Source organism: Vreelandella aquamarina (assembly GCF_044805175.1).
GTDB lineage: Bacteria > Pseudomonadota > Gammaproteobacteria > Pseudomonadales > Halomonadaceae > Vreelandella > Vreelandella aquamarina_B.
In genome coordinates this window covers 108,190-134,070 of sequence record NZ_CP085232.1, presented here as the reverse complement: position 1 = coordinate 134,070, position 25,881 = coordinate 108,190, and the positions used below count along the sequence as shown (strand labels likewise).

Sequence of the window (25,881 nt, the reverse complement as noted above, 5' to 3'; positions counted from 1 at the left end):
TTGACTTTCCCACTTCCCCAACTCTGCATTGCGCTCCCCTTTAGCGAAAGCCTTCCTCAGCCCAGCGCTAACGCGCCAGCAGCAGTAGCTCAATATCTAAATAGTGGGCGGCGGCATCCCGCAAATTATTCAGCAGCCCCTGGCGCGGCAAATGGGGTTCGTGCAGGGCCAGTAAGTGCTGCGGGCCACCATGCTCACGTAATTGGCGCAATGCACGGTACATGGTGGCAAAGGCGTCAGCATCACTGTTTACCCATAGCGCCCAGCGAGTGTAACGCTCGGCTAAGTCGGCCAGCGAGTCGCTATCCGGCATGGCGATGTGAATATCCCAGTCCTGCGGGTCGCCAGCCCACTGCCGCCCTAGCGCGGACCACTGACCAAGCCGCCCTCGCACTTTATCCACCTGAGCGGCCCCCTTATAGGGCAAACCTACCACTACTAATGGCCTTTTAGGCTTAGGTGGCGCGACCGTCGCTGACTCCGTTGCTGCAGCCACCGTGGGTGACATAACCTCTTGCGCGTGGGCGGAGGCCTCCTCAGCACTCACCGGTTCTGCAGCGGGTATCTCCTCGTCAGATAGCGTGGTGTCGGCACCCTCCTCCGCATCACGCTGCTGGCGCTGTAAATCAGCCCATTTGCGCAGGCCGGCCGCCTGATCCTGGCCACTCATATCAGGCCCTCACGACTTACGCTACCTAGCTGGCGAATAGCATCGCGGGCCATTAACACATGTACCAAAGCATCTAGTAGTGCGGTGTCGCGACGCTTTCTACGAGTACCTAGCAAGCGCAACAGATCGGCCCGTAGTACCTGGGCATCCTCATCGTCAGCGATATCTAAATGCCCTGCTACTGCGGCTGCGCCACTGGCCATTAACAGACGTAGCTCGCTGCTGACTTCACCACTATCAGCGTCTTTGAGTTGCTGCCAGGCACGCTTAGTGAGCGGTGCTAACCCTTCGCTCTGTAACTGTGTTATCAACAGCGTTAGTACATCACTGCCCAGGTGCGCGGGGGTTAGCCAGTAGCGCCGTGCCACGCGTTTGGCGCTTTCAGGGTCGCGTATCTCACCAACCCATGCCAGCACGGGGTTACCTGACATACCCTGCGCTTCCACATAGGCACTGGATAACTGCATCTGTTGCCCACGGAAACGAATGTCAACGCTATGAGTTAACGTGCTCTCTTGGAATAGCGTCCGTAGGGTTTGGCGCTCGCCTTGGCAGTGTATACGCTGGCTGGCGGGCACCATGCTGACCCATGTCAGATGCTGGGCGGTTAGCCAAGACAGCGCCTCAGCGTCTGGCAGGATGGGTAGCAGATGAACTGCAACATCTCCCGCGCAGTTGGCTAAGCGCGGCTGCCAGCCCGCTGGTTGGCGGTGCTGTAAACGAGTTAGTGCCAGCCAAGCCCCTTGTTCGTTAAGAGAGACATCCGGCATCGACCAGTCGCAGCCACGCTCGTTGCGGCGTGGTGACCAGACAATACCCAGTGCACTGTTGGCAGCGTCAGCTCCTGCCAATAGCTCATCTAAGCGCTGGTCTTGTATTACCCCTGGCAGTGAGGCGATGTCCCAAGCAGCTTCCAGTAGTTGAAAATCGGCAACCCGCTGGCGCAGGCGCGACAGCACCGATGAGAGCCGGCGCCCCTGGCCCAGTACATCCCGCGACCAGCGCGGCAGGCCAACCGGGCCGGGGGCAGGGGTACGTTCAGCTCCTGCCGTGCGTGCTGCCAGCGCCTGGTCAACCAGCGCTTGTGGTGTTGCAACGGCCATATCTTCCGGCACCTGCTGCCCATACGAGCCAAATAGCACCCGCATACCGTGGCGCATGACAATATCCAATACCGGCGCCAGCCGCCCCGCTTCATCTTGCTTTGTAATGATGCAGTCGTCTAACTCAGCGCCAGCGGCCCTCGCCGCTTGGCGGTAGCGCAGCACGACCTCTTCCAGCGTTTCAGGTTGGCTGGCGGCATTCAGCAGCAGTACCAGCCGCACGGTAGACTTGCCACCCTGCAAATGAGCTATCTGCTCAATCACCCGTTGATCACGCTGGCTCATCCCCACGGTATCGATAATCACCCACTGTTTGCCTTGCAGCCGACCAACCAGTTCATCAATGGGTTGCTCAGCATCCAGGGCGTACATTGGCGTATCCAGGAGCCGTGCATAAATACGCAGCTGCTCATGAGCACCGATACGGAAGCTATCCGTGGTCACCAGCGCCACTGGACGGGTGCCGTGGCGCATCACGAAGCGAGCCGCGAGTTTGGCGGTGGTGGTCGTTTTACCTACCCCCGTAGGGCCAACCAACGCAACGATGCCCGTCTGATCAAAGAAGCTCTCTTCGTGCTTGAGCACGTTAAGCCGCGCCATGAGCTGTTCGCGCAGCCAGTTCAGCGGCACATCATCGGTAGTCTGCGCGCTCAGCGCATCTGGCAGCGCTTCCAGTACTTCTTCGCTTAGCTCAGCGCTAAAGCCAATTCGCACCATCAGCTGCCGCAGGTGCTCATAGGTCGTGTCTGCACCGCTTTGTGCCGTTGGCTCCAGCTGCCGGCGGGCCAGCAGTTCGCGCATATCCTGCATTTCCCGCAGCAGGCGCTCACTCATCGCTTCAAGAGGATCTGGCTGCTTCGGTAGAGAAAAGGTGGGAGCGGGTGTAGCACTAGCCTTCGGCTCAGCCGCTGGCGTAGAAGGCGACGGGTCGAATTGATCCACCGCATCGTCCGCCATGGCGAGAATTTCAACGCCGCCTTCGGTGCGGCGATTTGCAACTATTAATGCATCTTCGCCTAACACTTCGCGCACTTGGCGCATTACGTCGCGGCTGTTTGCTCCGACAAAACGTCTAACGCTCATGTTTCACCTGTTGCCTAAACGTGAAAGGCTACGGACAGTATGGAGAGATGTCATTAGCGACCACCCACTAGCGTGGTGACCCGCAGCGTGCGGTCGTCGGGAATTTCCGCCTGGGACATCACCACTAAATGGCGCAAGCGCCGTCGTAAGAAGCGTGACAGCACAGCGCGCAGAGAGTGCTGAACCACTAAGACAGGGGCTTCACCGCTACTTTCATGACGCTCAAGCGCCTGCTGTGCCTGGTTCATCAGGGTATCCGCAAGACCTGGTTCCATAGCACCATTGCCATTCATCGCTTGCAACAGCACTTGCTCTAGCTGAGCATCCAAGCCCATCACGTGCAGCGTATCCTGGCCAGCGAACCACTGCTGAGTAATGGCCCTACCTAGCGCAATACGCACCAACGCCGTCAGTTCGTTGGGGTCTTTCTGCTGGCCTGCATACTCGGCCAGGGTGTCGAGCACGGTGCGCATATCACGAATTGAGACATCTTCATCCAGCAAATTCTGCAAAATGCGCTGCAGTACGGTGAGAGAAATGGCCTTTGGCACCACCTCTTCGACCAGCGACTTTTGATCCTCGCCCAGCTTGTCGAGCAGCTTTTGCACCTCCTGGCGCCCCAACATTTCTGGTGAGTGGCGATGCAGCAAGTGATTCAGATGCGTCGCAATCACGGTGCTAGCATCTACTACTGTGTAGCCATATACCTGGGCGTGTTCCCGCTGGCTAGCGTCGATCCATACTGCGGGCAGGCCAAAGGCAGGGTCTTGAGTAGGTGTGCCCTGTAGCTCCCCAGAGACCTGACCAGGATCAATCGCCAGCCATTTGCCGGGCTGCGCCTCTGCACGGCCAATTTCAGCACCTTTCAGCGACAGCACATAGGTATTAGGCGGCAGCTCTAAGTTATCGCGGATATGCACCACTGGGGGCAGAAAGCCCACTTCTTGGGCAAATTTCTTGCGCACGCTTTTAATACGACCCAGCAGCTCTCCCTTCTGGCGGGAATCCACCAGCGGGATCAAGCGATGCCCCACCTCTAAACCGAGCGTATCTACCAATTGAACGTCTTCCCAACTGGCTTCGGGCGTTTCTTGCACAGGTGGTGGAGCTGCTGCGGAGATCTCCTCCTTGACCAGCGTCTGCTCTTTTCTGCGAATCAGATACCAGGCTAAGCCACCCAACAGCGCCGTAAAAATCAGGAAAACAAGATTAGGCATACCGGGAACAAGGCCTAATAGACCCATGACCATAGCTGCCAGAATCATCACCTGAGGGTTTACAAACAGCTGGCTGATCATCTGCTGACCAACGTCCTGCTCGGTATTTACCCGTGACACGGTCACGCCCGCCGCGGTGGAAATCACCAGTGCCGGAATCTGGGCGACGAGGCCATCGCCAATCGTTAGCAGCGTGTATGTGCGGGCGGCATCGGCAAACCCCAGGTCGTGCTGCATCATACCGATCAGCAGGCCACCAATAATATTCACCACCATGATAACCAGACCTGCCACGGCATCGCCGCGGACGAACTTACTGGCACCGTCCATCGAGCCGTAAAAGTCCGCTTCTTGAGCGACTTCAGCGCGGCGTTTTTTCGCATCATCTTCGCCAATCAGGCCGGCATTCAGGTCGGCGTCGATGGCCATTTGCTTACCAGGCATGGCGTCTAGCACGAAGCGAGCGCCTACTTCAGCAATACGACCGGCCCCCTTGGTGATTACCATAAAGTTGATAATCACCAGGATGAGGAAAACGACCAGGCCTACCGCAAAATTACCGCCGACCAGGAAGGTACCAAAGGCTTCTATAACCTTTCCGGCGGCATCTCCCCCTTCGTGCCCCTCCATCAATACGACACGGGTCGAGGCGACGTTCAGTGAAAGACGCAGTAGCGTGGTAAACAGCAGCACGGCCGGAAACGCGGCGAAGTCCAGCGGTTTCTCAGCAAACATGCTGACGAGCAGCACCATAATCGAGAGCGCGATGTTGAAAGTAAACAGTAAATCCAGCGCAAACGGTGGCAGGGGCAGAATCATCATGCCCAGGATCATCAAGATCAACAGCGGACCGGCGAGCAGTTTCATGCTCACATCGTTCATCCAGTCGCGCTGATTAATCAGCTGGCTTAAGCCTTTCATGGTTGCGCCTCATTGCCATCGGCACGGCGGCCGGGACTGTCCATTTCCGGGGGGACCGGTAAGTTATCAGGTGTGGGGGGCACTTCACCTCCTTCTTTTGCAACATGCTTCAGGCGGTAGGCCCAGGCCATGACTTCGGCCACGGCGGTGTATAGTTCAGCGGGCACTTCGGCCTCTAAGTCGACATGATGATACAGAGCACGAGCCAGAGGTGCCGCTTCCAATTGCGGGACGCCAGCCTCCTCACCAATCTCACGGATACGGGCAGCCACCACATCGGCCCCTTTAGCCACCAGCCGAGGGGCGCCCATACGCCCCTCTTGGTATACCAACGCAACCGCATAGTGGGTCGGGTTGGTGATAATGACATCCGCTTCAGGGACTTTGCTCATCATGCGTCCACGGGCCATCGCTTGCTGCTGCTGGCGAATACGGCCCTTCACCTGGGGGTCGCCTTCAGAATCTTTATGCTCCTGCTTCACCTCTTCTTTGGTCATGCGCAGCTGTTTAGCGTTATTCCACAGCTGGAAGGGCACATCAATGAGAATGACAACAATCAATGCCAGTACCATTAGGCCTGCCGCTAAGGCCGACATATTCAAGGCACTGACCAACGCCTGCTGTACGGGCTGATCCATTAGCCCTAACAATTTGCCAATATTAAAATATAAAAAGCCAGCGGCCACACTGCCGACCAAGATGGATTTGGCAATCGCTTTGGCAAGCTCCGCAAGCGCTTGAGCAGAAAAAAGGCGTTTTAGTCCTGACACCGGATTTAGTTTTGAGAACTTGGGCTGCAACGACTTCGCCGAAATAAGCCACCCTCCCAATAGCGCGGGTGCAATCAGCGCAATCACTGTTAGCAGCAGAAAAAGCGGCAGCATAGCGATAAGAGTACGCTGCCCAAGGTCTAATGCATTGACTAGCATGGGAGTGCTTTCCATGGCATGGCGGCGCTCAAACAAAAATGCCTGCTCCATCACCATCCCGAGCTGGTCATAAAGCATTTTCCCCATGCCCCACAGCCCAATCACGCCTCCCAGGAGCATCATGAAGGTCGTCAGCTCACGGGATCGGGGTACCTGCCCCTCATCCCGAGCTTTTTCTAGTCGCCTGGGTGTGGCCTCTTCGGTTTTTTCCTGATCGCTGTCGTTATCTGCCATGCTGTTATCCGGCTGACAAGTGGTCAGTTGACCAAAATAGGGCATACCATAAATTCAGCCGCCCTAAAGGACGGCTGAACAGTTTACCTATTGTGCCAGATGCAGCAGGTTACAATGTGCTAATAACCCAGCATTAAAAGCCTAATTCGTCCAATAAGTCGTCTACCTGATCTTGGCCGGTCACCACATCGGGAGCGTTATCTTTTACCTGCGGCCCATTCAGAAGCTCCTCATTGCGGCGGGCTTTCTCGTTTTTCCACTGATCTTCGGCTTTGCGCTGCATCGATTCACGAGCCTCAACACCGGGCACGTTATCGATCAGTACCTGTACCAGCTGATGTTCGATCTCGCGGATCACGTCCATCATTTTTTTGATGACTTGGCCAGTGAGGTCTTGGAAGTCCTGCGCCATCATAATATCCAACAGCTCTTTGTTCGTCGCTGCGGTGATTTCCGGCACATCGCTCAGGTAAGTGCGCGTCTCTTTAACCAGCGTCTTAGCGTCGTCTAACTCCTTGGGAGCTTCAAACCACTCAGCCCACTGCTTATCAAGTGCTTCGGCACGTGCTGACAACTGATCTTGCAATGGCTGAGCTCGATCAATGGCATTTAGCGCACGGTCAGCGGCCTGTTCGGTCATCGTCGCGACGTAGTGCAGTCGGTCGCGGGCGTCCGGAATTGCCTCAGCAGCCTTCTCGATCTCCTTATCTAGGCCCAGCTCCCGCATATTGTCACGCAGCATGCGGGTAAGCTTACCAATGCGAAAGATCAAGTCTTCAGCGGCTTCTTCGGACAGTTGGGCAGAACCACCCTGCTCATTCTGGCTCATTATGTTATCTCCTCGTTAACCGAGCACCTTGGCTCAGCCGCTTCATTTACCCATTTTCTCGAAGATTTTATTCAGCTTCTCTTCTAGGGTAGCGGCCGTGAACGGCTTGACGACATAACCGTTAGCACCTGCTTGAGCGGCGGCAATAATATTCTCTTTTTTTGCTTCGGCCGTTACCATCAGTACCGGCAGATCTTTCAGCGCATCGTCCTGGCGTATCTCTTTCAGCATTTCCAAACCGTCTAGGTTGGGCATGTTCCAGTCAGAAACCACAAACTCAAAGTTACCTGCGCGCAGCTTATTAAGCGCATCCTGACCATCTTCAGCTTCTTCAACGTTGGTAAAGCCTAGCTCTTTCAGCAGACTGCGGACGATCCGGCGCATGGTGGGGAAGTCATCTACTACCAAGAAACTCATGTTCTTATCGGCCATTGGTCATCCTCTCAATAACGACATCTATTGGGTGACTGTCAATTCAGTCAGGGTTAAAACTCTTCCCACTCTTCGTGGTGCTGTTGGTTAGCTGCTCGACGAGCAGGCGGAGCTACCATTGAAGGAGCAGCCGATACTCTAGGAGCGGGCGAACGCGCAGGCTGTGCTTCTATTGCCTGCTGCGCCCCTAGCACCTGAAACACCGCGACCGCTTCTTCTAATCGGTTGGCCTGCTCTTCTAGTGATGCAGCGGCGGCGGTTGCCTGTTGCACCAGCGCAGCATTCTGCTGCGTGACCTGGTCCATCTGGCCCACCGCTTGACTCACCTGCTCTATACCGTCGCTCTGCTCCTGAGAAGCTGCAGAGATTTCGTCCATGATATCAGTTACTCGCCGCACGGCAGTCACCACATCCGTCATGGTACGACCAGCCTGTTCTACCAGAGACGAACCTTGGTTAATCTGGCTAACAGAAGTCTCAATGAGGGCTTTAATCTCTTTCGCCGCCTCCGCACTTCGGCTCGCCAAATTACGAACTTCTCCCGCTACTACCGCAAAACCACGCCCCTGCTCGCCAGCTCGCGCGGCTTCCACCGAGGCGTTAAGCGCCAGAATATTGGTCTGGAAGGCGATGGAGTCAATCACGCTGGTAATATCCGCCACTTTTTGAGAGCTGGTAGAAATACCGTGCATGGTTTGCACCACCTGCTCAACAACCTGGCCACCCTGCTCGGCCGTGGTGGAAGCATCAGCCGCCAGGGTACTGGCTTGACGGGCATTATCGGCATTCTGCTTCACGGTGGCCGTCATCTGTTCCATGCTGGCAGCCGTTTGCTCAATGGAGGCAGCCTGCTGTTCGGTGCGCGAGGAGAGATCGGCGTTGCCACTAGCGATTTCCCGGGTGCCGTGGTGTATTTCTCGGCTGCCTTCACGCACCCGTGCCACCGTAGCACTGAGGTTTTGCTGCATGGTGGCCATGGCCGCAAATAAACGGCCAATTTCATTTTTTCCGGCATCTGGCAGCGGCTGCGTTAAGTCTGCCTCAGCGATACGATCAAGCCGCTGCACGGCGTTGTTGAGTGGCGCGATCACTGTGCGGCGCAGGCCGATATAAATCGCCAACGTTATCAACAGCGCTAAACCTACCGCTGATGCACTAATTAATGTGAACACATCACCTTGAGCCTCAGCATCCATACGGATGGCCTCAACACGCTCAAAGCCATAATCCACAAAGGCATTAATACTCTCAGAAAGTGCGTTGAGTGGTTCAGCTAGCTCGACGCGTAGCTGGTTAAACGTATTAATGTCCATAAACTCAAAACTAGCGTGCTGTTGCTTTACGAGGGCAAGTACCGTGCGGAAATTTTCATTGACCTCATTACTCAGCTCTTCACTTTGAGACGTAAAAGCTGACGCTAAGTATAAATCGAAACGGCGCTCTGCTCGCTCAATACGCTCTGCTGCAAACTCTACCTGTCTGTTAGATTCGCGTGTTTTTCCTACCATCAACAGGTTAGAGGCAGTTTCCATCGCAAGCATGGCTTGGTTAAGCAGCGAATCGGCGCGATTCAGCTCATTGAGCTGTTCGTTGCCGATAAGATGCAGCTCAGCTAAATTACTCTGGGCATTACGGTCGGCTAACACCCCAAGGCCAGCCACAACTAGAATCAGCGCCACCAGGCAAGTTAGTGCCATTACCACGGTCGCATGAATACTTAAATTGCGCAGCATACGCGTCATTGTTATGGCTTCCCTTAGTTAATAAATGAGCCGAGAAGTACTTCCGGTACTTAAACGCGCTGGGCGCGCCCTGAAGCCGCCACCAGGGCCATCAGCCGTGATGGTATATCGTCTAGAGCAGCAACTTCGACAGCACCGCCGATAGCAATCGCTTCTCGCGGCATGCCAAAAACGACGCATGTCTCTTCGTTTTGCGCGATCGTTGGTGCACCAGCTTGACGCATCTCTAACAGGCCTACGGCACCGTCTTTGCCCATGCCGGTCAGAATAACGCCAATGGCGTTTTTACCCGCATGCTTTGCAGCAGAGTGGAACAGTACATCCACCGAAGGACGATGACGATTGACCGGGGGGCCATCATTTAGACGTGCCACATAGTTAGCGCCACTGCGGGCAAGTTCCAAATGCTGATCTCCCGGCGCGATGTAAGCATGTCCGGGCAAAACTCGCTCACCATCCGTAGCTTCCTTGACGGTAATGCGGCACAGCCGGTCTAGGCGCTCGGCAAAAGAGCGTGTGAAGCCACCGGGCATATGCTGGGTAATCAGAATGGCCGGTGCATTAGCAGGTAGTGGCTCTAATACAGCACGAATCGCTTCAGTGCCTCCCGTGGAGGCACCAATGATGATCAGCTTTTCACTGGATACCATCGGTGCTTTTAGTTGGCTCGGTGGCGGGGTGTTTTTATGGCGCGCCTGACGCGGGCGCGAACGAGCAGCAGCACGTAGTTTTTCAGCAATTTCGTTGGCGTACTCCATCATGCCGTTGCGAATGCCTAGGCTGGGCTTCGCCACAAAATCCAGCGCACCAAGCTCCAGCGCGCGCAGAGTAATTTCCGAGCCGCTCTGGGTCAGTGATGACACCATGAGCACTGGCATAGGGCGCAAGCGCATCAGGCGCTCCAGAAAGTCGAGGCCGTCCATCCGCGGCATTTCGACATCAAGTGTCAGTACATCAGGGTTATGCTGCTTGATCAGATCTCGGGCAGCGATAGGATCAGGCGCAACAGCGACAACTTCCATGTCTGGCTGTGAGTTAATGATTTCGGTCAGCAAATCGCGAATCAGCGCCGAGTCATCGACGCACAACACTTTGATCTTGGCTGCGCTCAAAGCACGCCTCCTCTTACGTTAGCCATTGCGGCATCGCTCCCTGCGGACAAGTGCCCTGGGCGGAGCTGAGCTCACGTCTATTGTTCACTTTTTAGCGAGGGTATAAACCGTTTGCCCACGCAACTTAAACGCATCGCTGATATACGAGAAATTCTCCGAGTGCCCTGCAAACAGCAAGCCATCCGGTTTCATCAGCGGCGCAAACCGCTTCAAAATCTTAGCCTGCGTCTCTTTGTCAAAGTAAATCATGATGTTACGACAAAATATCGCGTCAAAAGGGCCTTTGACTGGCCACTGAGGGGCCAATAGATTAAGCGGCATAAACTCCACAAGCGCCGAGACTTCAGGCCTTACACGGGCAAGGCCAATATGGTTGCCAGTGCCTTTTTGAAAGAACCGCTTCACTCGCGCTTCATCTAACTTGCGCACTTGCTCTTGGGGATAAATCCCTTTGCGTGCTTTAGCGAGCGCCTCGGTATCAATATCCGTCGCAATCACCTTCGCCTGCGATGCTTTCGCACCGAGCGTCTCTAGCAGCGTCATGGCTATCGAGTAGGGTTCCTCCCCCGTCGAGGCAGCTGAACACCAGATGGTTACCGGCTCCTGCTTATGCTTAACATGCTCTGCCAACAACGGGAAGTGATGCGACTCACGGAAGAAGGCGGTTAAGTTGGTGGTCAAAGCGTTGGTAAACGCCTCCCACTCTTTTGCGTCAGGCTGACGCTCCAACCGCGACAGGTAGTCGGTAAAACGCGTCATGCCGTGGTGGCGCAGCCGCTTAGCTAAGCGGCTATAGACCATCTCGCGCTTATGCTCAGCCAATACAATGCCAGCACGCTGGTAAATCAGCTCTCGAATGCGCGAAAAATCAGCATCAGTCAGCACCAGATCTCGTTCGATCTGCCCACTGGACGCCCACTGGCTAGCGTCAACTCCCCGTTCGCGTTGGTCTGTCAAAACTCTTCCCACTCCTCTACAGAGGCCGTTTGCCGTTTCTTAGCCGGCTCAGGCGGTGTGGCACTGCTGTTATGTGCAGCCCCCGTCGGCAATGCTTTCGCCTTAGGAGTTGCCGCTAACTGCGGCTGTAAACCAGCGGGTGCCAACGGACTTTGATTAAGCCGAAACGCTTCGACGGAAAGCGACAGCAGCCCTGCCTGCTGCTCTAGTTCAATCGCTGCCCGTGCAGTTTCCTGAACTCTTAGGGCGTTTTGCTGTGTCGCTTGATCCATTTCTGCAACGGCCTGGTTCACTTCCGTAATGCCGTTACTTTGCTCCTCAGAAGCCGCCGAGATGTCGTGCATAATCTGAGTGACATTGCGTGCGGCTTCCGCAACCTCACTAATTGCTGCCTCAGCTTTTTCAACTAAGCCAGCTCCTACGCTCACTTCCTGGTTCGAACCATCAATTAACGTGCGGATTTCCTGTGCAGCCCCGGCACTACGCCCGGCAAGTTTACGCACTTCGTCTGCAACTACAGCAAACCCACGGCCATGCTCGCCCGCCCTGGCTGCTTCCACCGACGCGTTCAGTGCCAAAATATTGGTCTGAAAAGCAATCGAATCGATGACATTGATAATATCAGTCATTTTTTGCGAACTTTTTGTAATCCGCTGCATATTATCAACTAGTTGTGTCATCAACTCGCCAGTTTGTGTAACCATAGTTGCATTACTATCGGCCAGACGACGTGCTTCTTGAGCGTTTTCGCTGTTTTGACGTACCGTGGCAGTCATCTCCTCCATACTCGATGCGGTTTGCTGCAGTGAAGCCGCCTGCTGCTCAGTTCGTGTAGAGAGTGCTTCGTTACCGCTTGCAATGCCTTTAGCCGCTGGGGTCACGACATCAATGCCGCTTTTTACATCGCTAATGATGTTACTCAGGCTCTTCCGCATCGTGTTGAGAGAATCCATCAATTGGCCAATTTCATCGCGACGTTTGGCCGGCACACGGGCTGCCAAGTTGCCGCCGGCGATCTGCAGCGTAAAGCGCGATGCACGCTTCAATGGCATAATGATAGAACGCAGCGTCAGTATGCTAATCAGCACGAGCAATACCAGTCCTGCGACTAACACACCGGCCTGTACGCTAAGCATGGTAGTTTGCCCACGCTCTGCCTCTGCCGCCATCGCTTCAGCCGCATCTCGCTTTTGAGCAATCAGCTGATTTACCAAAGAGGATAGCTCTCTACCCTCCTCGTTCATGACGCGGATAACACTATCCAAGCCAGTAAATGCTTGGTAAGTCTCTTCAGCCTGCAACACACTTGCCGCCCGATTCATACCCTCAGTCAGAAAGGTCTGCAGCTGATCGTTGAATGTGGTGTCTAACGGCGTTGTATTGACGCCACGACTGTAATACGCCTGCCAGGTTTCAGCGATCTCAGTCGCACGCTCCTCAACGGTTTCGCCCATCTCGAAACGCTGCCTAATCAGTTCCATTCGCTCAGGTTCAATCATGGCCTGGCGTGTGCGCGCAATCGTTTGGTCAATTTTCTGAAGCCGGATAACATCTCTTAAGCCATCGTTATTCAGCTCACCTAGTCGCTCTCCCGCCACGTTTAGGCCATACAGACCAACGCCGCCGCTTGCCACCAGCAAGGCCCCTGCCACGATAACCATGCCAATTAATTTGGCACGAATCGTGTCAAGGCGAATGCGTTTAATACGCTGTAATACACCCTTTTGACGCACACGCCCTTTATCCAGATAGAGTCGCTTATTACGCCCTTCGCGTATCTCGGCATAGCGCTGCTCAGCCTGCGCAATCGCTTCACGACTCGCCTGAACCCGCACAGAGGTGTAGCCAATGACTTGATCGTTTTCCACAATCGGTGTCACGCTGGCATCGACCCAGTAATGATCACCGTTTTTACAGCGGTTTTTTACCAGCCCACGCCACGTATCCCCCGCCTGTATCGTTTTCCATAAATTTTCAAATGCCGGCGGTGGCATATCAGGGTGGCGTATCAGGTTGTGAGGGGCGCCTATCAGCTCTTCATGTTGATAGCCGCTAATCTTAATAAACGCCGGATTTGCATAGGTAATACGCCCTTTTAGATCCGTGCGTGAAACAAGAAAGTCGTCTTGTTGAAGCTCAACTTCCCGTTGAGTCACTGGCTGGTTATTACGCATTTTACTGCCTTATTGTTTATGTTTTGACGCGGTCACCACTGGGGGCCTTGCACAGCTGCAGCCCACGGGGTCAAAACTCCTCCCACTCTTCCGATACTTTTTGTTTCGGAGTGGCGGGTGGATGCTGCTGTGCTGTTTGCGTAATCAGGGGGAGATTAGGCGCGCGTGACTGTGGTGCGTCTTGACTTCCGGCCACGCGGAAGCGCTCGACCGCTTCGCGTAGGCGGGCCGCCTCACTTTCAAGTTCATTGGCACTGCGTGCTGCCTGCTGGACTAGCTGTGCGTTTTGCTGCACCACTTGGTCCATTTGGGCAACCGCTTGGTTAACCTGACCGATACCATTGCTTTGCTCTGCGGAGGCTGAGGCGATCTCGTCCATAATGTCGCTAACCCGTTGCACCGCAGCCACCAAATCTTGCATGGTCTGCCCTGCCTGGTTAACGCGCTGTGTCCCAGCATCTACTTTGCCTAGGGACGCATCAATCAGCGTGCGTATCTCTTTGGCGGCATTCGCACTGCGACTTGCTAGGCTGCGTACTTCTTGGGCAACGACAGCAAACCCTTTACCATGCTCGCCTGCCCGCGCGGCTTCCACTGAAGCGTTAAGAGCCAGAATATTAGTTTGGAAAGCAATATTATCGATAACCGTAATAATATCTGCGACCTGATGGGAGCTGGCACTTATGTCTTGCATGGTTTCAACGATGTGATCAACCTCTTCACCGCTACGATGTGCCGTGAGCGTGGCCTCTTCAGCAAGCTGGCTCGCCTGCCGTGCATTGTCGGCATTATGACTCACAGTAGAGGCAAGCTGCTCCATGCTGGAAGCCGTCTCTTCAAGAGAGGAAGCTTGCTGCTCTGTGCGGGAAGAAAGGTCATTATTGCCACTGGCAATATGCTGAGAGCGCTCAAAGATTGTCGTACCGCTATGCCGGACAACACTAACCGTCTCAGACAGTGAGGACTGCATGTGGGTCATAGCACTGTACAGCTTGCCGATTTCGTTGTTGCCAGGCACGGTAATCTGCTGACTGAGGTCGCCTTGTGCCATGCGCTCAAAATAACCGACTAGCTGATCCAGTGGACGCAGTACGTTGGCCGATACCCCCCACACCACAACCACCATCGTGCCGATGGTCATCAGCACTACCCCACTCAGCACCCAGCGGATGCGGTCAGCAAAAGTGATAAACGCAACCTGCTGCGCTTGAAGCTCACTGGCACTCTGAACGATGGTTGTCCCGTGGTGTAGTACGTAAAAGCCGATGCCACAGGCAATAATCACCAGCAGGAAGAAGGTGGCCAGCACTAGCCCCCAACTAAGACGCACGGTCATGTTACTCATCAGTTGACGTACTAGCCGTATCACACGCATTACTCCAAACACAACCGTATTAGCTAGTGCTATCCTTTGCACCAGAACGGGTTGCTTCTTGGCTCGGACGGGCACGCTCCCTGTGCCCCATGGCGGGTCGTTTAGCGGTTACTAGTGCTATCTACTAGGGCCATCTCTTCGCTGGTAAGCAGCTTATCGATATCTACCAGCACTAGCATCCGGTCATCCAAGCTGCCCAGACCACTCAAGAAGTCCGATGAAAGGGTTACACCAAACTCTGGTGCGGGTTTGATCTGGTCGGGAGTGAGTGTCATTACGTCAGATACACCGTCCACCACAATACCCACAATACGATCAGCCACATTGACGACGATGACCACGGTTTGGCCGCCATATTCAACGTTGTCTAAATGGAATTTGATGCGTAGGTCAACAATCGGAACGATCACGCCGCGTAGATTAGTGACCCCTTTGATAAAGTCAGGTGCGTTCGCAATTCGGGTAACATTTTCATACCCACGAATTTCCTGCACTTTCAAAATATCAATGGCGTACTCTTCGTCACCGAGCGAGAACACCAGAAATTCGCGATTTTCCGCTTCTGCGGCGGCTAGCACCGCCTCATTAGATGCTTGACTCATGAGGGCTCAGCCTCCTTGTAATAAGAGAGATGTGGTTGGTTAGCGGCTTTCCCTGCTTCTTTTTTCGCACGGCTTAAACGGTGTAAGCCTGTGATATCCAGAATTAACGCAACGCTACCATCGCCCAGAATGGTAGCCGCCGATACGCCAGGCACTTTGCGGTAATTATCTTCGAGGTTCTTAACCACCACTTGCTGCTGGCCAATGAGCTCGTCGACCAGCATGGCATAGCGGCGCCCCTCACCCTGCACAATCACGGCAATGCTCTTAGTGGGATCCGTAATGGCATTCTCCACGTCAAGCACCTCATGAATGGCGATAACGGGTAGATACTCGTCGCGTACTTTGAGTACCACATCATCACCTGCCATGGCATACATATCGCCCTTAGCAGGCTGTAGTGACTCAAGAACAGTTGAGAGCGGTAAAATAAATGTTTCGCTGCCGACTTTGATCGACATGCCGTCAAGAATGGCAAGCGTCAGCGGCAGCACAATGCGCGTGTTGGTGCCTTCGCCTTTCTTTGACTGAATTTCAACGCGCCCGCCCATCCCCTGAATATTACGCTTAACAACATCCATACCGACGCCGCGCCCAGATACGTCGGTGACTTCTTTCGCAGTTGAGAAACCAGGCGCAAAAATCAGTTGAAAGACTTCTTCATCTGACATGGTATCAGAGACATTAAGGCCATTTTCGCGGGCCTTCGCTAGTAGGCGATCACGGTCCATGCCGGCACCGTCATCGCGTACTTCAATTAAAATATTGCCACCCTGGTGCCGGGCAGCTAGTACCAACTTGCCCGTACGTGGCTTGCCCAATGCTTCACGCTCATCGGGCATTTCAATCCCGTGGTCTAAGCTATTGCGGACCAGGTGTGTCAACGGGTCGGTAATCCGCTCTACAAGGCTTTTATCTAGCTCAGTAGATTTACCTTCGGTAATCAGCTCGATCTCTTTACCCAGCTTGCCAGCGGTATCACGCACTACCCGGGGGAAACGGCTGAAGACGAACTCCATTGGAATCATACGGATTGACATGACCGCTTCCTGAAGGTCACGCGCATTACGCTGTAACAGGCTCATGCCGTTCTGCAGTGAGCTGTTGCCTACCGACTGATCATCAAGATCACTAACCGTTTGGTCCAACATCGACTGGGTGATGATTAGCTCACCAACCAAGTTGATGATTTGGTCAACTTTGTCGACAGACACACGGATAGAGGAGGATTCTGCGGCTGCTTTTTTAGGCGCTGCCTTGGCGGGTTTACTGCTTGCGGGCGCTTTGCTGGCAGGAGCTTTTTCAGCCGCTGGCGCAGCAGGCTTTTCTTCTGCTACGTCTGCAGGCGCGGGTGCCTTAGCAGCAGGTTCTGCCGCTGGCGCAGGCTCACCTGCAGCTACCGAGGTAATTTCAACTTGCTCGGATTCGATAATAAAGCACATCACGGCTTCAATATCGTCTGCACTAACGCTACCTTTTAGGATGACTTCATAGCGCTTCTCATCACCTGACTGAGATTGAATATCGCCCAGCTGCTCAAGCTCTTCTACCAGCAAGGTACGGTCTTTCTCACCTACATTGAGCAGCGCCACTTTAAGGTGTTGTTCACCTGCACCCGCTGGCTCTTCCTTTGGAGAAGGCTCGCTTGGCTTGGGTGCTGGTGCCGCAGCGGGCGCATCAAGCGTTTTACCAATCTCTTCGAGCGCAATTTGCTGCAGTGTTTGGCAGATCCGCTCATACGCTTCTTGATTGGGTTCTTCCTCGTTGCGGTAGGCATCGAGTTGATCATGCATGATGTCTTTAGCCTCTAAAAAGGTATCAACGAGGTCAGCACGTAGGGTTAACTCCCCTTTACGCGCGTGATCTAGCAGGTTTTCGAAAATATGCGTGGTTTTTTGCAGCACGCTAAAACCGAAGGTCCCTGCACCACCTTTAATAGAGTGGGCTGCGCGGAAGATAGCGTTTAACTGCTCACCATCCGGATCATCGACATCCAGTTCCAGTAAGTGCTGCTCCATATCAGCCAGCAGCTCTTCAGCCTCTTCAAAAAAGGTGTCAAAAAAATCCGCTATATCCATGCACCGCTCCACGTGAACGTCGTATTTTTGTGACAAGCCATGGTCATTGCTCGTCGTTGGCTTGTGGCGTGTTTTGTGGCAATAGCTCTTCTGGTTCAGCACCCTCAGATACTTCAGTATCGGGCGCTAGAATACCGGGGTTACGAATCGCTTCTGCAATTTCAGGCAGGAGTACCACCAGCTCAATGCGTCGATTTATTGGGTCAGTTGGAGCAGTGTCTTTCAAGAGGACACGGTCAGCAAAGCCCGATACGCGTAAAAGCTGATCTGGGTCAAGCCCACCTGCAACAAGCTCTCTGCGAGAGGCATTCGCGCGGTCATTAGAGAGCTCCCAATTGCTATAGCCACGGTATCCCCCTGCATATGGAACGCTATCCGTGTGCCCACTAATGCTTAAATCATTAGGCAGCTCATTGAGAAGTGGTGCCATAGTACGCAGTAGACCGCGCATGTACGGGGCAACTTGGTCACTTCCCAGTTCGAACATAGGACGCTGCTCGGTATCTAAAAGCTGAATTCGTAGTCCCTCACGCGTTAGATCAAAGCGCATCTGATTGCGTAATTCACGTAACTCAGGATCGCGCTCTATCGCAAGCTCAATGCGCTCTTGTAAATCATTAAAAAAGCGCCGCTCTTGAGGGCTGGGCCGGGAATGCTGCAACACATCAATACGCGCTCGCTCTCCATCACTATGCGTAGGATCAGGGCCGCCTCCTGGGATAACGCTCGTACTGCCTGACATATCACCGCCGGTAATAGCGGTGACTAATGGGGTGCTAAAGTATTCCGCCACTCCTCTCCGTGTTTCTTCACTTGAGACGCTGAGAATCCACATCACTAGAAACAGCGCCATTAGCGCGGTCATAAAGTCTGCCAGGGCAATCTTCCAGGCACCACCATGGTGGGCATGGACAACCTTTTTGCGCCGAATGACGATTGGGCGCTTGTCCCCACCTTTACTCATGCACTGCCGCCTTTTTTGGCGTCGCGCACATACTCTTCAAGCTCATTGAAACTTGGGCGCTCGGCGGTGTGCAGCGCCTTACGACCAAACTCAACGGCTAACTGAGGCGCATAGCCGTGTAGACTAGCCAGCAATGTTACGCGAATGCACTGCAGCATTTTTTCCGCTTCTTTCGCTTGACGCTCAGCATAGCTAGCCACTGGGCTGATAAAGCCATAACCCAGCAGAATCCCTAAAAAGGTGCCTACTAGCGCTAGCGCAATCATCTCACCCATTTGGGCAGGGGTGGCATCAGCGTAAGTTAATGCTTTGATGACTCCCATCACCGCGGCGACGATACCAAATGCTGGCATCGCGTCTCCCACCTTAGAAATTGCATCGACAGGAATATGGGCTTCTTGCTCGAAGGCCTCAATCTCATGAAGCATAAGTTCATCAATTTCCATTGGCTCCATGCCACCACTGACCATCAAACGTAGATAGTCCGTTAAAAAGTCCATGATGTGTGGATCCGCCAGCACAGTGGGATGCTCTTGAAAGAGTGGACTCTCTTGCGGGTTGTCGATGTCGCGCTCAATCCCCAGCATGCCCTCACGACGTACTTTGGAAAGTATCTTGTACTGCAGCGCCATTAACTCCATGTACAGCGCTTTATTGTATTTTTTGGTTCGCTTGAGCTTGGGCAGTATTTTGAAGGTAGCTTTAATAGCCTTACCATTATTCGCGGCAATAAAGGCACCCACCCCAGCACCACCAATCATAAGCAACTCTGTAGGCTGATAAAGCGGCCCCAAGCTACCACCGGCTAGCATGTAACCACCAAATACCGATAGCAGTACGACGATATAACCTAAGGGAATCAGCACAGGCAGTGTCCTTGCGATATCAGTTTTTTTACCAACGAAGCCACGTCCGATGCTTCACTAAAAAGCATGGAGGACTCCATACTAGCGCAGCTTACCCACATCATACTAAGGCGCATGCTCTGTTCAATGAAAAAGTAACAATGTCTTTTACTGCTCAGGGGGTAGTGTATCTGTTCTATGCGCTGCCGCTAGTGGCGTGACAATTTTCTACGTTCAGCGCTGTGCTTTACGTGTTTTACCGGCGCGCGAAGGCGGTTGGCATATTCCACACACATAATCATGGGTTGGGCTGTGAGCGTGGGCAACAAAGTGGCCTTCACAGCGCGTGCAGGTAGTTAATTGTAATAAATCACTTTCAAAAAAGCGCACCAGCGTCCAAGCACGGGTGAGGCCTAATACTGGCTCCACCCCTTCGAGGGAAATCTGCTCTTCGTACAAACGGTACGCTTTAACAAACGCATCGATGCGTTCGCAATCGGCCTCTTTCAGCAGGCCTCTATAGATATTGTAAAAAAAGGATGAGTGCACATTAGGCAGCCATGTCACGAACCAGTCGGCTGAAAATGGCAACATCCCTTTCGGCGGAGACATGCCACGCACTTCCTTATAGAGCTTAATTAGCCGGGTGCGGCTTAGCTCTGTTTCCGTCTCCAATACCTGTAGCCTTGCACCTAACTCAATCAGCTCAATGGCCAGCTGTACTTGGTGCATCTCATCAACCAAGCTCTTCTGGCTCACTTCGACTCTCCTGGGGTTAACGTTTCCAAGGGTTCACAGGCCGAGAGCAGAGATGCATGCAAACCAGACAAACCTTGATCTCTGGGGTTTTCTAAAATTTGACGCAACCGCTGCCCACTTGTGTGACTGAACCGACAGATCAATTGGTTACTCCGCGCCAGTTTAGTGAGCTGCCAAGCATTGAGCGAAACCAGCAAGTCGGCCAGTTCCCCATCAATTTTTAGGCGAAACATAGCTGCTTCACGATCCTCGCTCAGCAGACGCTGCGCTAAAAGCAAATACGCCAGGTTAATTTCTTGGATTTCATCGAGAAAGCTTGTTTGACTCATAGTGTCCCATCGAACGACACAGGCGCGACATTGTGACCATTATACTGGCGCCATTGATGACTTTTTTCATTACCTAGCATCATGGTTGCATACAACGCTTGTATTGGCTACTTGAGCCTCTCACGATGACCCAGCCCATCCTTTGATAGCTCAAATACCCAGACAAGCAGCTCAGCGACGACTTGATATAAGCTCGCGGGAATCTCCTCATCAAGATCTAACTGCATCAGCAGCGCCACTAATTCCGGTGCATCGTGCACATAGATACCCTGGCGCCGAGCCTCTTCCATGATTCGCTCTGCCAGCTCACCATACCCTTTAGCGACCACCCGTGGCGCCTGCTCACCTTCTTGATATGCAAGCGCAACTGCCTGGCGGCGACGCTCACCCGAGGTCATCATGATGGCGCTCCAATGTTACGAATCTAGCCTTGACTTGAACTTTATGAAAATCAAGGGCGTTTAAGCGCTGCTCCAGCGAGCCAATCCCCTCCTCAAGATGCTGATGCGTGACAGCATTGTCAGTGGTTAAGTCAATACTCAGCGTTTTTTGATGCAGCCATATTGCTACGCTAAAGCTACCCAAGTTGGGCACCTCTAACTGCATTTCCGAGCGCCAGCTCTCCTCTGCACCCTCTTCTCCCGACGCCCCCTCTTTTCCCCCTTCACGCCCTGGCAAGTTAACCACCAACGCCATAAAAATACCCGCCCACACATCTCCTTCCCAACGAAGAGTCGGCATCACCAGCATTTCCAATTGCTGACGAACGATGCCTTGCAAGCTCTCATGGACGATCTCGCGTGAGCCACGACTAGACGTTTCTAGCTCGCTAGCCACCGGCAATGTCAACGAAGCTGGACTAACCTCTCGTCGTTCTGCCGCCACTGGCGCAGGTGAATTAGAAGCGGGGAGTATTACCGCTGGGCGCTCCAACAGCAGCTGTTTCTCGCCACTCACAGGCACCAAGGGCGTATTAGGTAAAATGCCAGGCGTTGTGATGAAGCGCGGAGCTGACGCTGAAGGTGACATGGGTGGTGTTGTAGACAGAAAATTAGGTACAAAAGCAGCGGCAGGACGAGGACCAGGCTGCATTTGCGGCTCTCGCAAAAGCTGCTGCCGAGACACTTCGCCTTGAAACCAGCGTTTCAGATGCGACTCATAAAATAAACCGCTATCGCGAATACTTGCTTCTAAGCGGTTTGCCAGTACTGGCGCCGATGGCGCTTCTTGCATAGACATGAGAGGTGCTGGCGGCTTCATCACCGCTGGCGGCCCTGGAAAGCGTAATAACACATCTGCAATCGTACGCGCGGCGGGGCTAAAGTGCGTTTGTGTGGAACTAGGGGCTTCTCCTGTCACTCCTCCTGGTAGCGGCTGACGCAGCCCCTCGGGTGTACCAGGTAGTCGCTTTAAATCACCAAGCGGAGAGGAGAGTGGACGGCCGTCTAGCCCTGCATCTCCTTGCAAAGCTCGCGGGCCTTCTCCCGGTAACACAGGCTGAACAGGCGCATTAAGCGCACGTTGCGAGGACACCTCTCCCTGGCGCCCAAGTACTTGGTGTAAGAGGGTGTCGATAAGTGGCGTAATGCCACTCACGATGCCCCCTTATTCTGAGAAGCGTCACTATCAAAGACGTTGTAGGCACCCTGCTGGGGTGCATAGGCCCGGTGTAGGTCGCGCTGGCGCTGAGTAACGCCAATCAGCTTGCCAAGCTCATCACGCCTTGCTACTAGGCGACGGCGAATTTCGACGTCATGCTCTAGAATATGCTCAAGCAACTCTGTTTTACGCTGCTTCCCTGCCGCATCGAGCGTAACGTTAGCGTCTAGCTCACGGAGTTCTTCAACCAGCACTACATAGTTACTGCGCTGCTCAATCAGCTCTGCCCACTGCTCTGCATCAGCAAGCTCATGCATGTGGTTCACGCGGACAAGCAGTTTTGCATACGCATCTAACAGCAATTTCTGTGAATTACTATTGGCTGTTTCGGAAGCTGCCATGCTTGCCTCATGCACTTTGCTGTTGACCAATTTCACGCCATGCAGAGGCGATGTCCTCAAGCAAGCGCTCGGCTTGATTGAGACTCTCCTCATCGTTACGCAGGTTAGCTGTCAGCAACAAGCGTGCAATGTAGTCGTATAACGACGCAAGGCGCTCGGCAATATCACCTCCTTTCTCTTGATCAAGCGCGGCGGCTAAGCCGTTATTGATAATATCAAGAGCTTTTGAGATTGATTTACCTTTTTCAGCCCTGTTGTCAGCCTGCATGTGAATACGCGCTGCACGGATTGCCGCTTGAGCGCCATCAAACAGCATCACGATAAGCTGATGGGGATCAGCTGACATGACACCACTTTCAACGCCGACGCGGGCATAGGCATGTGCACCTCGTCCGTTAGCGGCGCCACCGCGAGTGTAGGTCATTAGCGGGCACTCCTATGTAGGGTGGAACAACAGCCAAGGCGAAAAGCCATGTTGCGCTGTTTACTATTCAAGATTGAGCGTATTTGCTCAGCTATCAAATATATCGGCGCATCAGCAGCGGACTTTAACATCTGATGACTTTTTAATTTTAAGCGCATGTCATTTTGAAGCCACGCTCGATATTTATCCGCTTAGGTAGAAACCGCCACCTCTCGGACAGGCTTACCAAGCCGTTCAAACACATCGCCACGCACGACACGCCCTAAGTTTTCACGCATTGGGGGTTCTGGCTGCTGGGTAAGCACAACCTCTGCGGGGGCACCTTGGGCGTCAAGGCGAAGAATCCAGGCTAGCTGCTCGCTGGAAAACAGTGCCAGCGAACCTACGGGTAACACTTTAAAGTGTTCGATGTAGCGCTTAATCCACCTAGGATCGAACTGGTGTGGGTGAGCCAACAGGTGGCGATAAATTTGCTGCGCCGTGCGGCCCGGGCGGTCTGGGCGATCACGGCGCATTGCCTCCACCACATCTACCACTGCGCTTGCCTTTGCTAACTCGTTGATATCGCTCCCAGTCAACCCTTCAGGGTAGCCACTACCATCAAGTCGCTCGTTAATTCCACCAATGACCGCCTGCGCGACAGAAGCAGAGAGCCATTGGCACGTGTGCAGCCGAGCCAACAGTAGCGAGACATGCTCACTCAACGCCTGTCGGTGGGTCGCTTCGAAATTAGGTGCTTTAAAGATGACTTGAGGGATAAGCGCTTTACCCAGATCGTGTACTAAGCCACTGGCCACTATTGCTTTGCGCACATCCCGCGGCATATTAGCGCCCACCAGATCCAACAGATGGATTGCAACAGCGATGCCATGGCGTACTAACAGAGGCTCTAACGATAGACAGCGGGAAGCGAATAACAAGGCTTCACGATCTTCTTCATGCAGCATCAGTAAGCGGTCAGCGTTACGGGAGAGCTGTCTTGAGTCTATATCGCTCCCCTTCTGAAGCAGCAATAACTGGGCATCGAGGTAAGCAGCTACCTTAACGAGACGGCGTGCCATCGGCGTCGCATAGCGGCGGATATCACGTCGGCCAATGTGCTCAGTGTCCGGCGTACGTTTGCCCGGTTGCTCAAACAGTGGCGACGGCTGTCGCTCCTCTTGAGCTTCTTTTTTATAACGCGCTGCTTCACGCTCAATCTCACAGACAAAGTACCAAAGTTGACGCTCCTGTTCTGAGGTGCAGCCTGCAAAGCGAAAACCAACCCGCAACAAGTGCCGCTCAGGGTCTGTTTTTTGATGGCGCGCGACACCGTGCACCTCAAAGTAAGTGCCGTTTGGAAATGTAAAGGCAAGTTTTAGTGGATTATCCGTTTCTGTCAGCACACCACTCGCGGTTAATGGCAGCTCAATCTGGCAGCCATCCTGGGAGAGATCACGTAACTCTCCTTGTGCTTCTGCCCCATCCTCCCCAAAGACACTTGCAGAAACGACCATCCCCATACGCAATTCAGCACGATAAGACTCACGCCGCTGCAGTACATCAACTGATGCTGGGTAGTCACTACAGCATAGAAAACGCCCGCCGGAGCGACGTGTTTCCGTCAAGGACAACAGTGGTGTACGTACCACCTTCCCCTGGGATTGACCACGCAAAAAGAACTGCTCACCTTGTTGTAAACGGCTGAGCAGATAGTCTACCGACGAAAGATCCAGCACGAGCGTCTCGCCCTCGTGCTGCTCCATCAAGACGACAGGCTCTGGGCGTGCATCAGGCGTTGCCAAACAAAGCGACACCCCGCCGCTCTCAATCATTGTGTTTAAGAGAGAACTAATCGCCGACGGACTCGTGATGCTTTCGTACTCATCTTGCTGAACTACCATGCGTGCCTCGCTTTCCCTAACGCGTTATTTGTTAACGCCCACCACAAAGCGGCAGAGCATAACAGAAGCTTTTAGCGAGCCACATGCCCGCAATAGGAGAGATGCCCCTTGCCTTTTCGTCTATAGTGAAAAGGGTAAAGTTTTTGGCAAACGTGCCGATAGGTCAAAAAGGCCTGCCACCGAAGCCACCTTCCACTGAAGCCAGAAGGTAAAAAGGCCTTTCTGCATTTGCTCGTTTACGTTACCCAGCCCTTAGGCTTACCTAAAGAGGAACGTTGTTTATGGGCCCACTGCCAATCGACTCAACAACGCCAACTATGGCAGCAACCACTATCTCTGTGCAGGATCGCCTCTCGCGGCCTCTTGAACACTCAACACTGTACGACCTTTCCATTAGCGAAAGCGAATCAACCTCACCCCAAGAGATAACTCAAGAAGCCCTGGCCGAACCCATTCAGCGCATCAATAGTGTTCTTAGACCACGGGGCCTAGAGTTCGATATTAGCGAACAATCGAAGCGCGTTATCACTCGCGTTATCGATCGCGAAACGGGCGACGTGATACGCCAAATACCGGCAGAGGAAGTACTGCTAATGGCGGAGCGGCTTGAGGAGCTACAAGGAAGGTTGATTTCCCTTAAAATATAGCAGGGTGTGAACATAGGCAGGGGGATGCCTTCTGTACAGCCAAAAAGAATGATAAAAACCCTCCCTAGCGTTTACACCTCACTCTCCACAGCGCTCTCACAGTGCGCACAGCCCAGGACGCTCACAGCACAGGAGTTGCGTGCCTTATACCTGCATATTCATTACATCACGATAAGCGGTCACTAGGCGATTACGCACCTGCATCCCCATTTGAAAGGCGACGCTGGCTTTCTGCATATCAACCATGACATCATTGAGTTCAATATTGGGTTCGCCCGCTTGAAACGCCATTGCCTTAGCATTAGCTGCCTGCTGTAAGCGGTTGATCCGCTGAATGGAAGCCTGCAGCTCACTACCAAAACCCGTCTGCCCAACCGCTGCTGACACGTGCTCTCCCTTAATGGGCTGAGCCGCTTGAGCTGCCAGCCCTTGCATCTGTTGCAGCGCAGACTGTATTGAAGGTGAACTCATACGCATGCCTCATTCGCAGGAAATTGTTTAGTGCTAAAAGCCTACCACTAGTAGGAAAAACGTCATACGTACAAATGCGCGCAAAAAGCCAAGCTTTTCGT

At 53.6% G+C, this 25,881-nt stretch carries 24 protein-coding genes; 1 reads left to right on the top strand and 23 read right to left on the bottom strand.

Features of this window, described 5'->3' with window-relative positions:
• Positions 1-67: 67 nt before the first annotated feature.
• The 22 genes from LG300_RS00615 to LG300_RS00510 form a co-directional block, all read right to left on the bottom strand.
• Positions 68-670: a hypothetical protein gene (locus LG300_RS00615; protein WP_404376510.1), complete on the bottom strand. Its 603-nt coding sequence runs from the start codon at positions 668-670 to the stop codon at positions 68-70.
• Positions 667-2,856 carry a flagellar biosynthesis protein FlhF gene (gene flhF / locus LG300_RS00610; protein ID WP_404376509.1) on the bottom strand — a complete coding sequence of 730 codons (2,190 nt, stop codon included), beginning with the start codon at positions 2,854-2,856 and terminating at the stop codon, positions 667-669. Before flhF ends, LG300_RS00615 begins: the two co-directional genes overlap by 4 nt.
• Before the next feature lie 53 nt (positions 2,857-2,909).
• On the bottom strand, positions 2,910-4,994 hold the full coding sequence (gene flhA / locus LG300_RS00605; RefSeq protein WP_404376508.1) for a flagellar biosynthesis protein FlhA: 2,085 nt from the start codon (positions 4,992-4,994) through the stop codon (positions 2,910-2,912).
• A complete protein-coding gene (flhB, locus tag LG300_RS00600) occupies positions 4,991-6,157 on the bottom strand; it encodes a flagellar biosynthesis protein FlhB (protein WP_404376507.1) in 1,167 nt (388 codons plus the stop codon). Before flhB ends, flhA begins: the two co-directional genes overlap by 4 nt.
• Before the next feature lie 133 nt (positions 6,158-6,290).
• Positions 6,291-6,986 (bottom strand): protein phosphatase CheZ, encoded by a 696-nt coding sequence (gene cheZ, locus LG300_RS00595; RefSeq protein ID WP_404376506.1) that lies wholly within the window; start codon positions 6,984-6,986, stop codon positions 6,291-6,293.
• Positions 6,987-7,028: 42 nt separating this feature from the next.
• A complete protein-coding gene (cheY, locus tag LG300_RS00590; RefSeq protein WP_404376505.1) occupies positions 7,029-7,418 on the bottom strand; it encodes a chemotaxis response regulator CheY in 390 nt (129 codons plus the stop codon).
• Between the two features lie 53 nt (positions 7,419-7,471).
• On the bottom strand, positions 7,472-9,160 hold the full coding sequence (locus tag LG300_RS00585) for a methyl-accepting chemotaxis protein (RefSeq protein ID WP_404376504.1): 1,689 nt from the start codon (positions 9,158-9,160) through the stop codon (positions 7,472-7,474).
• A gap of 50 nt (positions 9,161-9,210) precedes the next feature.
• A complete protein-coding gene (locus LG300_RS00580; RefSeq protein ID WP_404376503.1) occupies positions 9,211-10,272 on the bottom strand; it encodes a chemotaxis response regulator protein-glutamate methylesterase in 1,062 nt (353 codons plus the stop codon).
• 84 nt (positions 10,273-10,356) lie between these two features.
• The gene (gene cheR / locus LG300_RS00575) at positions 10,357-11,229 is read right to left on the bottom strand and encodes a protein-glutamate O-methyltransferase CheR (RefSeq protein WP_404376502.1); all 873 of its coding nucleotides are present in this window, start codon (positions 11,227-11,229) and stop codon (positions 10,357-10,359) included.
• On the bottom strand, positions 11,226-13,403 hold the full coding sequence (locus LG300_RS00570) for a methyl-accepting chemotaxis protein (RefSeq protein WP_404376501.1): 2,178 nt from the start codon (positions 13,401-13,403) through the stop codon (positions 11,226-11,228). Before LG300_RS00570 ends, cheR begins: the two co-directional genes overlap by 4 nt.
• Before the next feature lie 70 nt (positions 13,404-13,473).
• On the bottom strand, positions 13,474-14,748 hold the full coding sequence (locus LG300_RS00565; protein ID WP_404376500.1) for a methyl-accepting chemotaxis protein: 1,275 nt from the start codon (positions 14,746-14,748) through the stop codon (positions 13,474-13,476).
• A gap of 131 nt (positions 14,749-14,879) precedes the next feature.
• A complete protein-coding gene (gene cheW / locus LG300_RS00560; RefSeq protein WP_044629561.1) occupies positions 14,880-15,380 on the bottom strand; it encodes a chemotaxis protein CheW in 501 nt (166 codons plus the stop codon).
• On the bottom strand, positions 15,377-17,458 hold the full coding sequence (cheA, locus tag LG300_RS00555; protein ID WP_404376499.1) for a chemotaxis protein CheA: 2,082 nt from the start codon (positions 17,456-17,458) through the stop codon (positions 15,377-15,379). Before cheA ends, cheW begins: the two co-directional genes overlap by 4 nt.
• 43 nt (positions 17,459-17,501) lie before the next feature.
• Positions 17,502-18,422: a flagellar motor protein MotB gene (motB, locus tag LG300_RS00550; protein WP_404376498.1), complete on the bottom strand. Its 921-nt coding sequence runs from the start codon at positions 18,420-18,422 to the stop codon at positions 17,502-17,504.
• Positions 18,419-19,288: a flagellar motor stator protein MotA gene (motA, locus tag LG300_RS00545; protein ID WP_404376497.1), complete on the bottom strand. Its 870-nt coding sequence runs from the start codon at positions 19,286-19,288 to the stop codon at positions 18,419-18,421. Before motA ends, motB begins: the two co-directional genes overlap by 4 nt.
• A gap of 213 nt (positions 19,289-19,501) precedes the next feature.
• Positions 19,502-20,026, bottom strand: a complete 525-nt coding sequence (gene flhC, locus LG300_RS00540) for a flagellar transcriptional regulator FlhC (RefSeq protein WP_404376496.1) — start codon at positions 20,024-20,026, stop codon at positions 19,502-19,504.
• A complete protein-coding gene (gene flhD / locus LG300_RS00535; RefSeq protein ID WP_404376495.1) occupies positions 20,023-20,355 on the bottom strand; it encodes a flagellar transcriptional regulator FlhD in 333 nt (110 codons plus the stop codon). Before flhD ends, flhC begins: the two co-directional genes overlap by 4 nt.
• Positions 20,356-20,462: 107 nt before the next feature.
• Positions 20,463-20,756, bottom strand: coding sequence for an EscU/YscU/HrcU family type III secretion system export apparatus switch protein (locus tag LG300_RS00530; protein ID WP_404376494.1), 294 nt, complete (start codon positions 20,754-20,756; stop codon positions 20,463-20,465).
• On the bottom strand, positions 20,740-21,951 hold the full coding sequence (locus tag LG300_RS00525) for a flagellar hook-length control protein FliK (protein WP_404376493.1): 1,212 nt from the start codon (positions 21,949-21,951) through the stop codon (positions 20,740-20,742). The genes LG300_RS00530 and LG300_RS00525 overlap by 17 nt, the downstream gene beginning before the upstream one ends.
• Entirely contained in the window at positions 21,948-22,355 is a 408-nt protein-coding gene (fliT, locus tag LG300_RS00520; protein WP_404376492.1) for a flagellar protein FliT, read from the bottom strand. Before fliT ends, LG300_RS00525 begins: the two co-directional genes overlap by 4 nt.
• Positions 22,356-22,362: 7 nt before the next feature.
• On the bottom strand, positions 22,363-22,779 hold the full coding sequence (gene fliS, locus LG300_RS00515; RefSeq protein WP_404376491.1) for a flagellar export chaperone FliS: 417 nt from the start codon (positions 22,777-22,779) through the stop codon (positions 22,363-22,365).
• Positions 22,780-22,970: 191 nt separating this feature from the next.
• Entirely contained in the window at positions 22,971-24,662 is a 1,692-nt protein-coding gene (locus LG300_RS00510; protein ID WP_404376490.1) for an HD domain-containing phosphohydrolase, read from the bottom strand.
• A gap of 281 nt (positions 24,663-24,943) precedes the next feature.
• Between LG300_RS00510 and LG300_RS00505 the strand changes: the two genes are divergently transcribed.
• Positions 24,944-25,309, top strand: coding sequence for a flagellar protein FlaG (locus LG300_RS00505; RefSeq protein WP_404376489.1), 366 nt, complete (start codon positions 24,944-24,946; stop codon positions 25,307-25,309).
• A 144-nt stretch (positions 25,310-25,453) separates the two neighbouring features.
• Here the strand turns inward: LG300_RS00505 and fliE are convergent, their stop codons facing one another.
• Positions 25,454-25,780, bottom strand: a complete 327-nt coding sequence (gene fliE / locus LG300_RS00500; protein WP_404376488.1) for a flagellar hook-basal body complex protein FliE — start codon at positions 25,778-25,780, stop codon at positions 25,454-25,456.
• Positions 25,781-25,881: the final 101 nt, after the last annotated feature.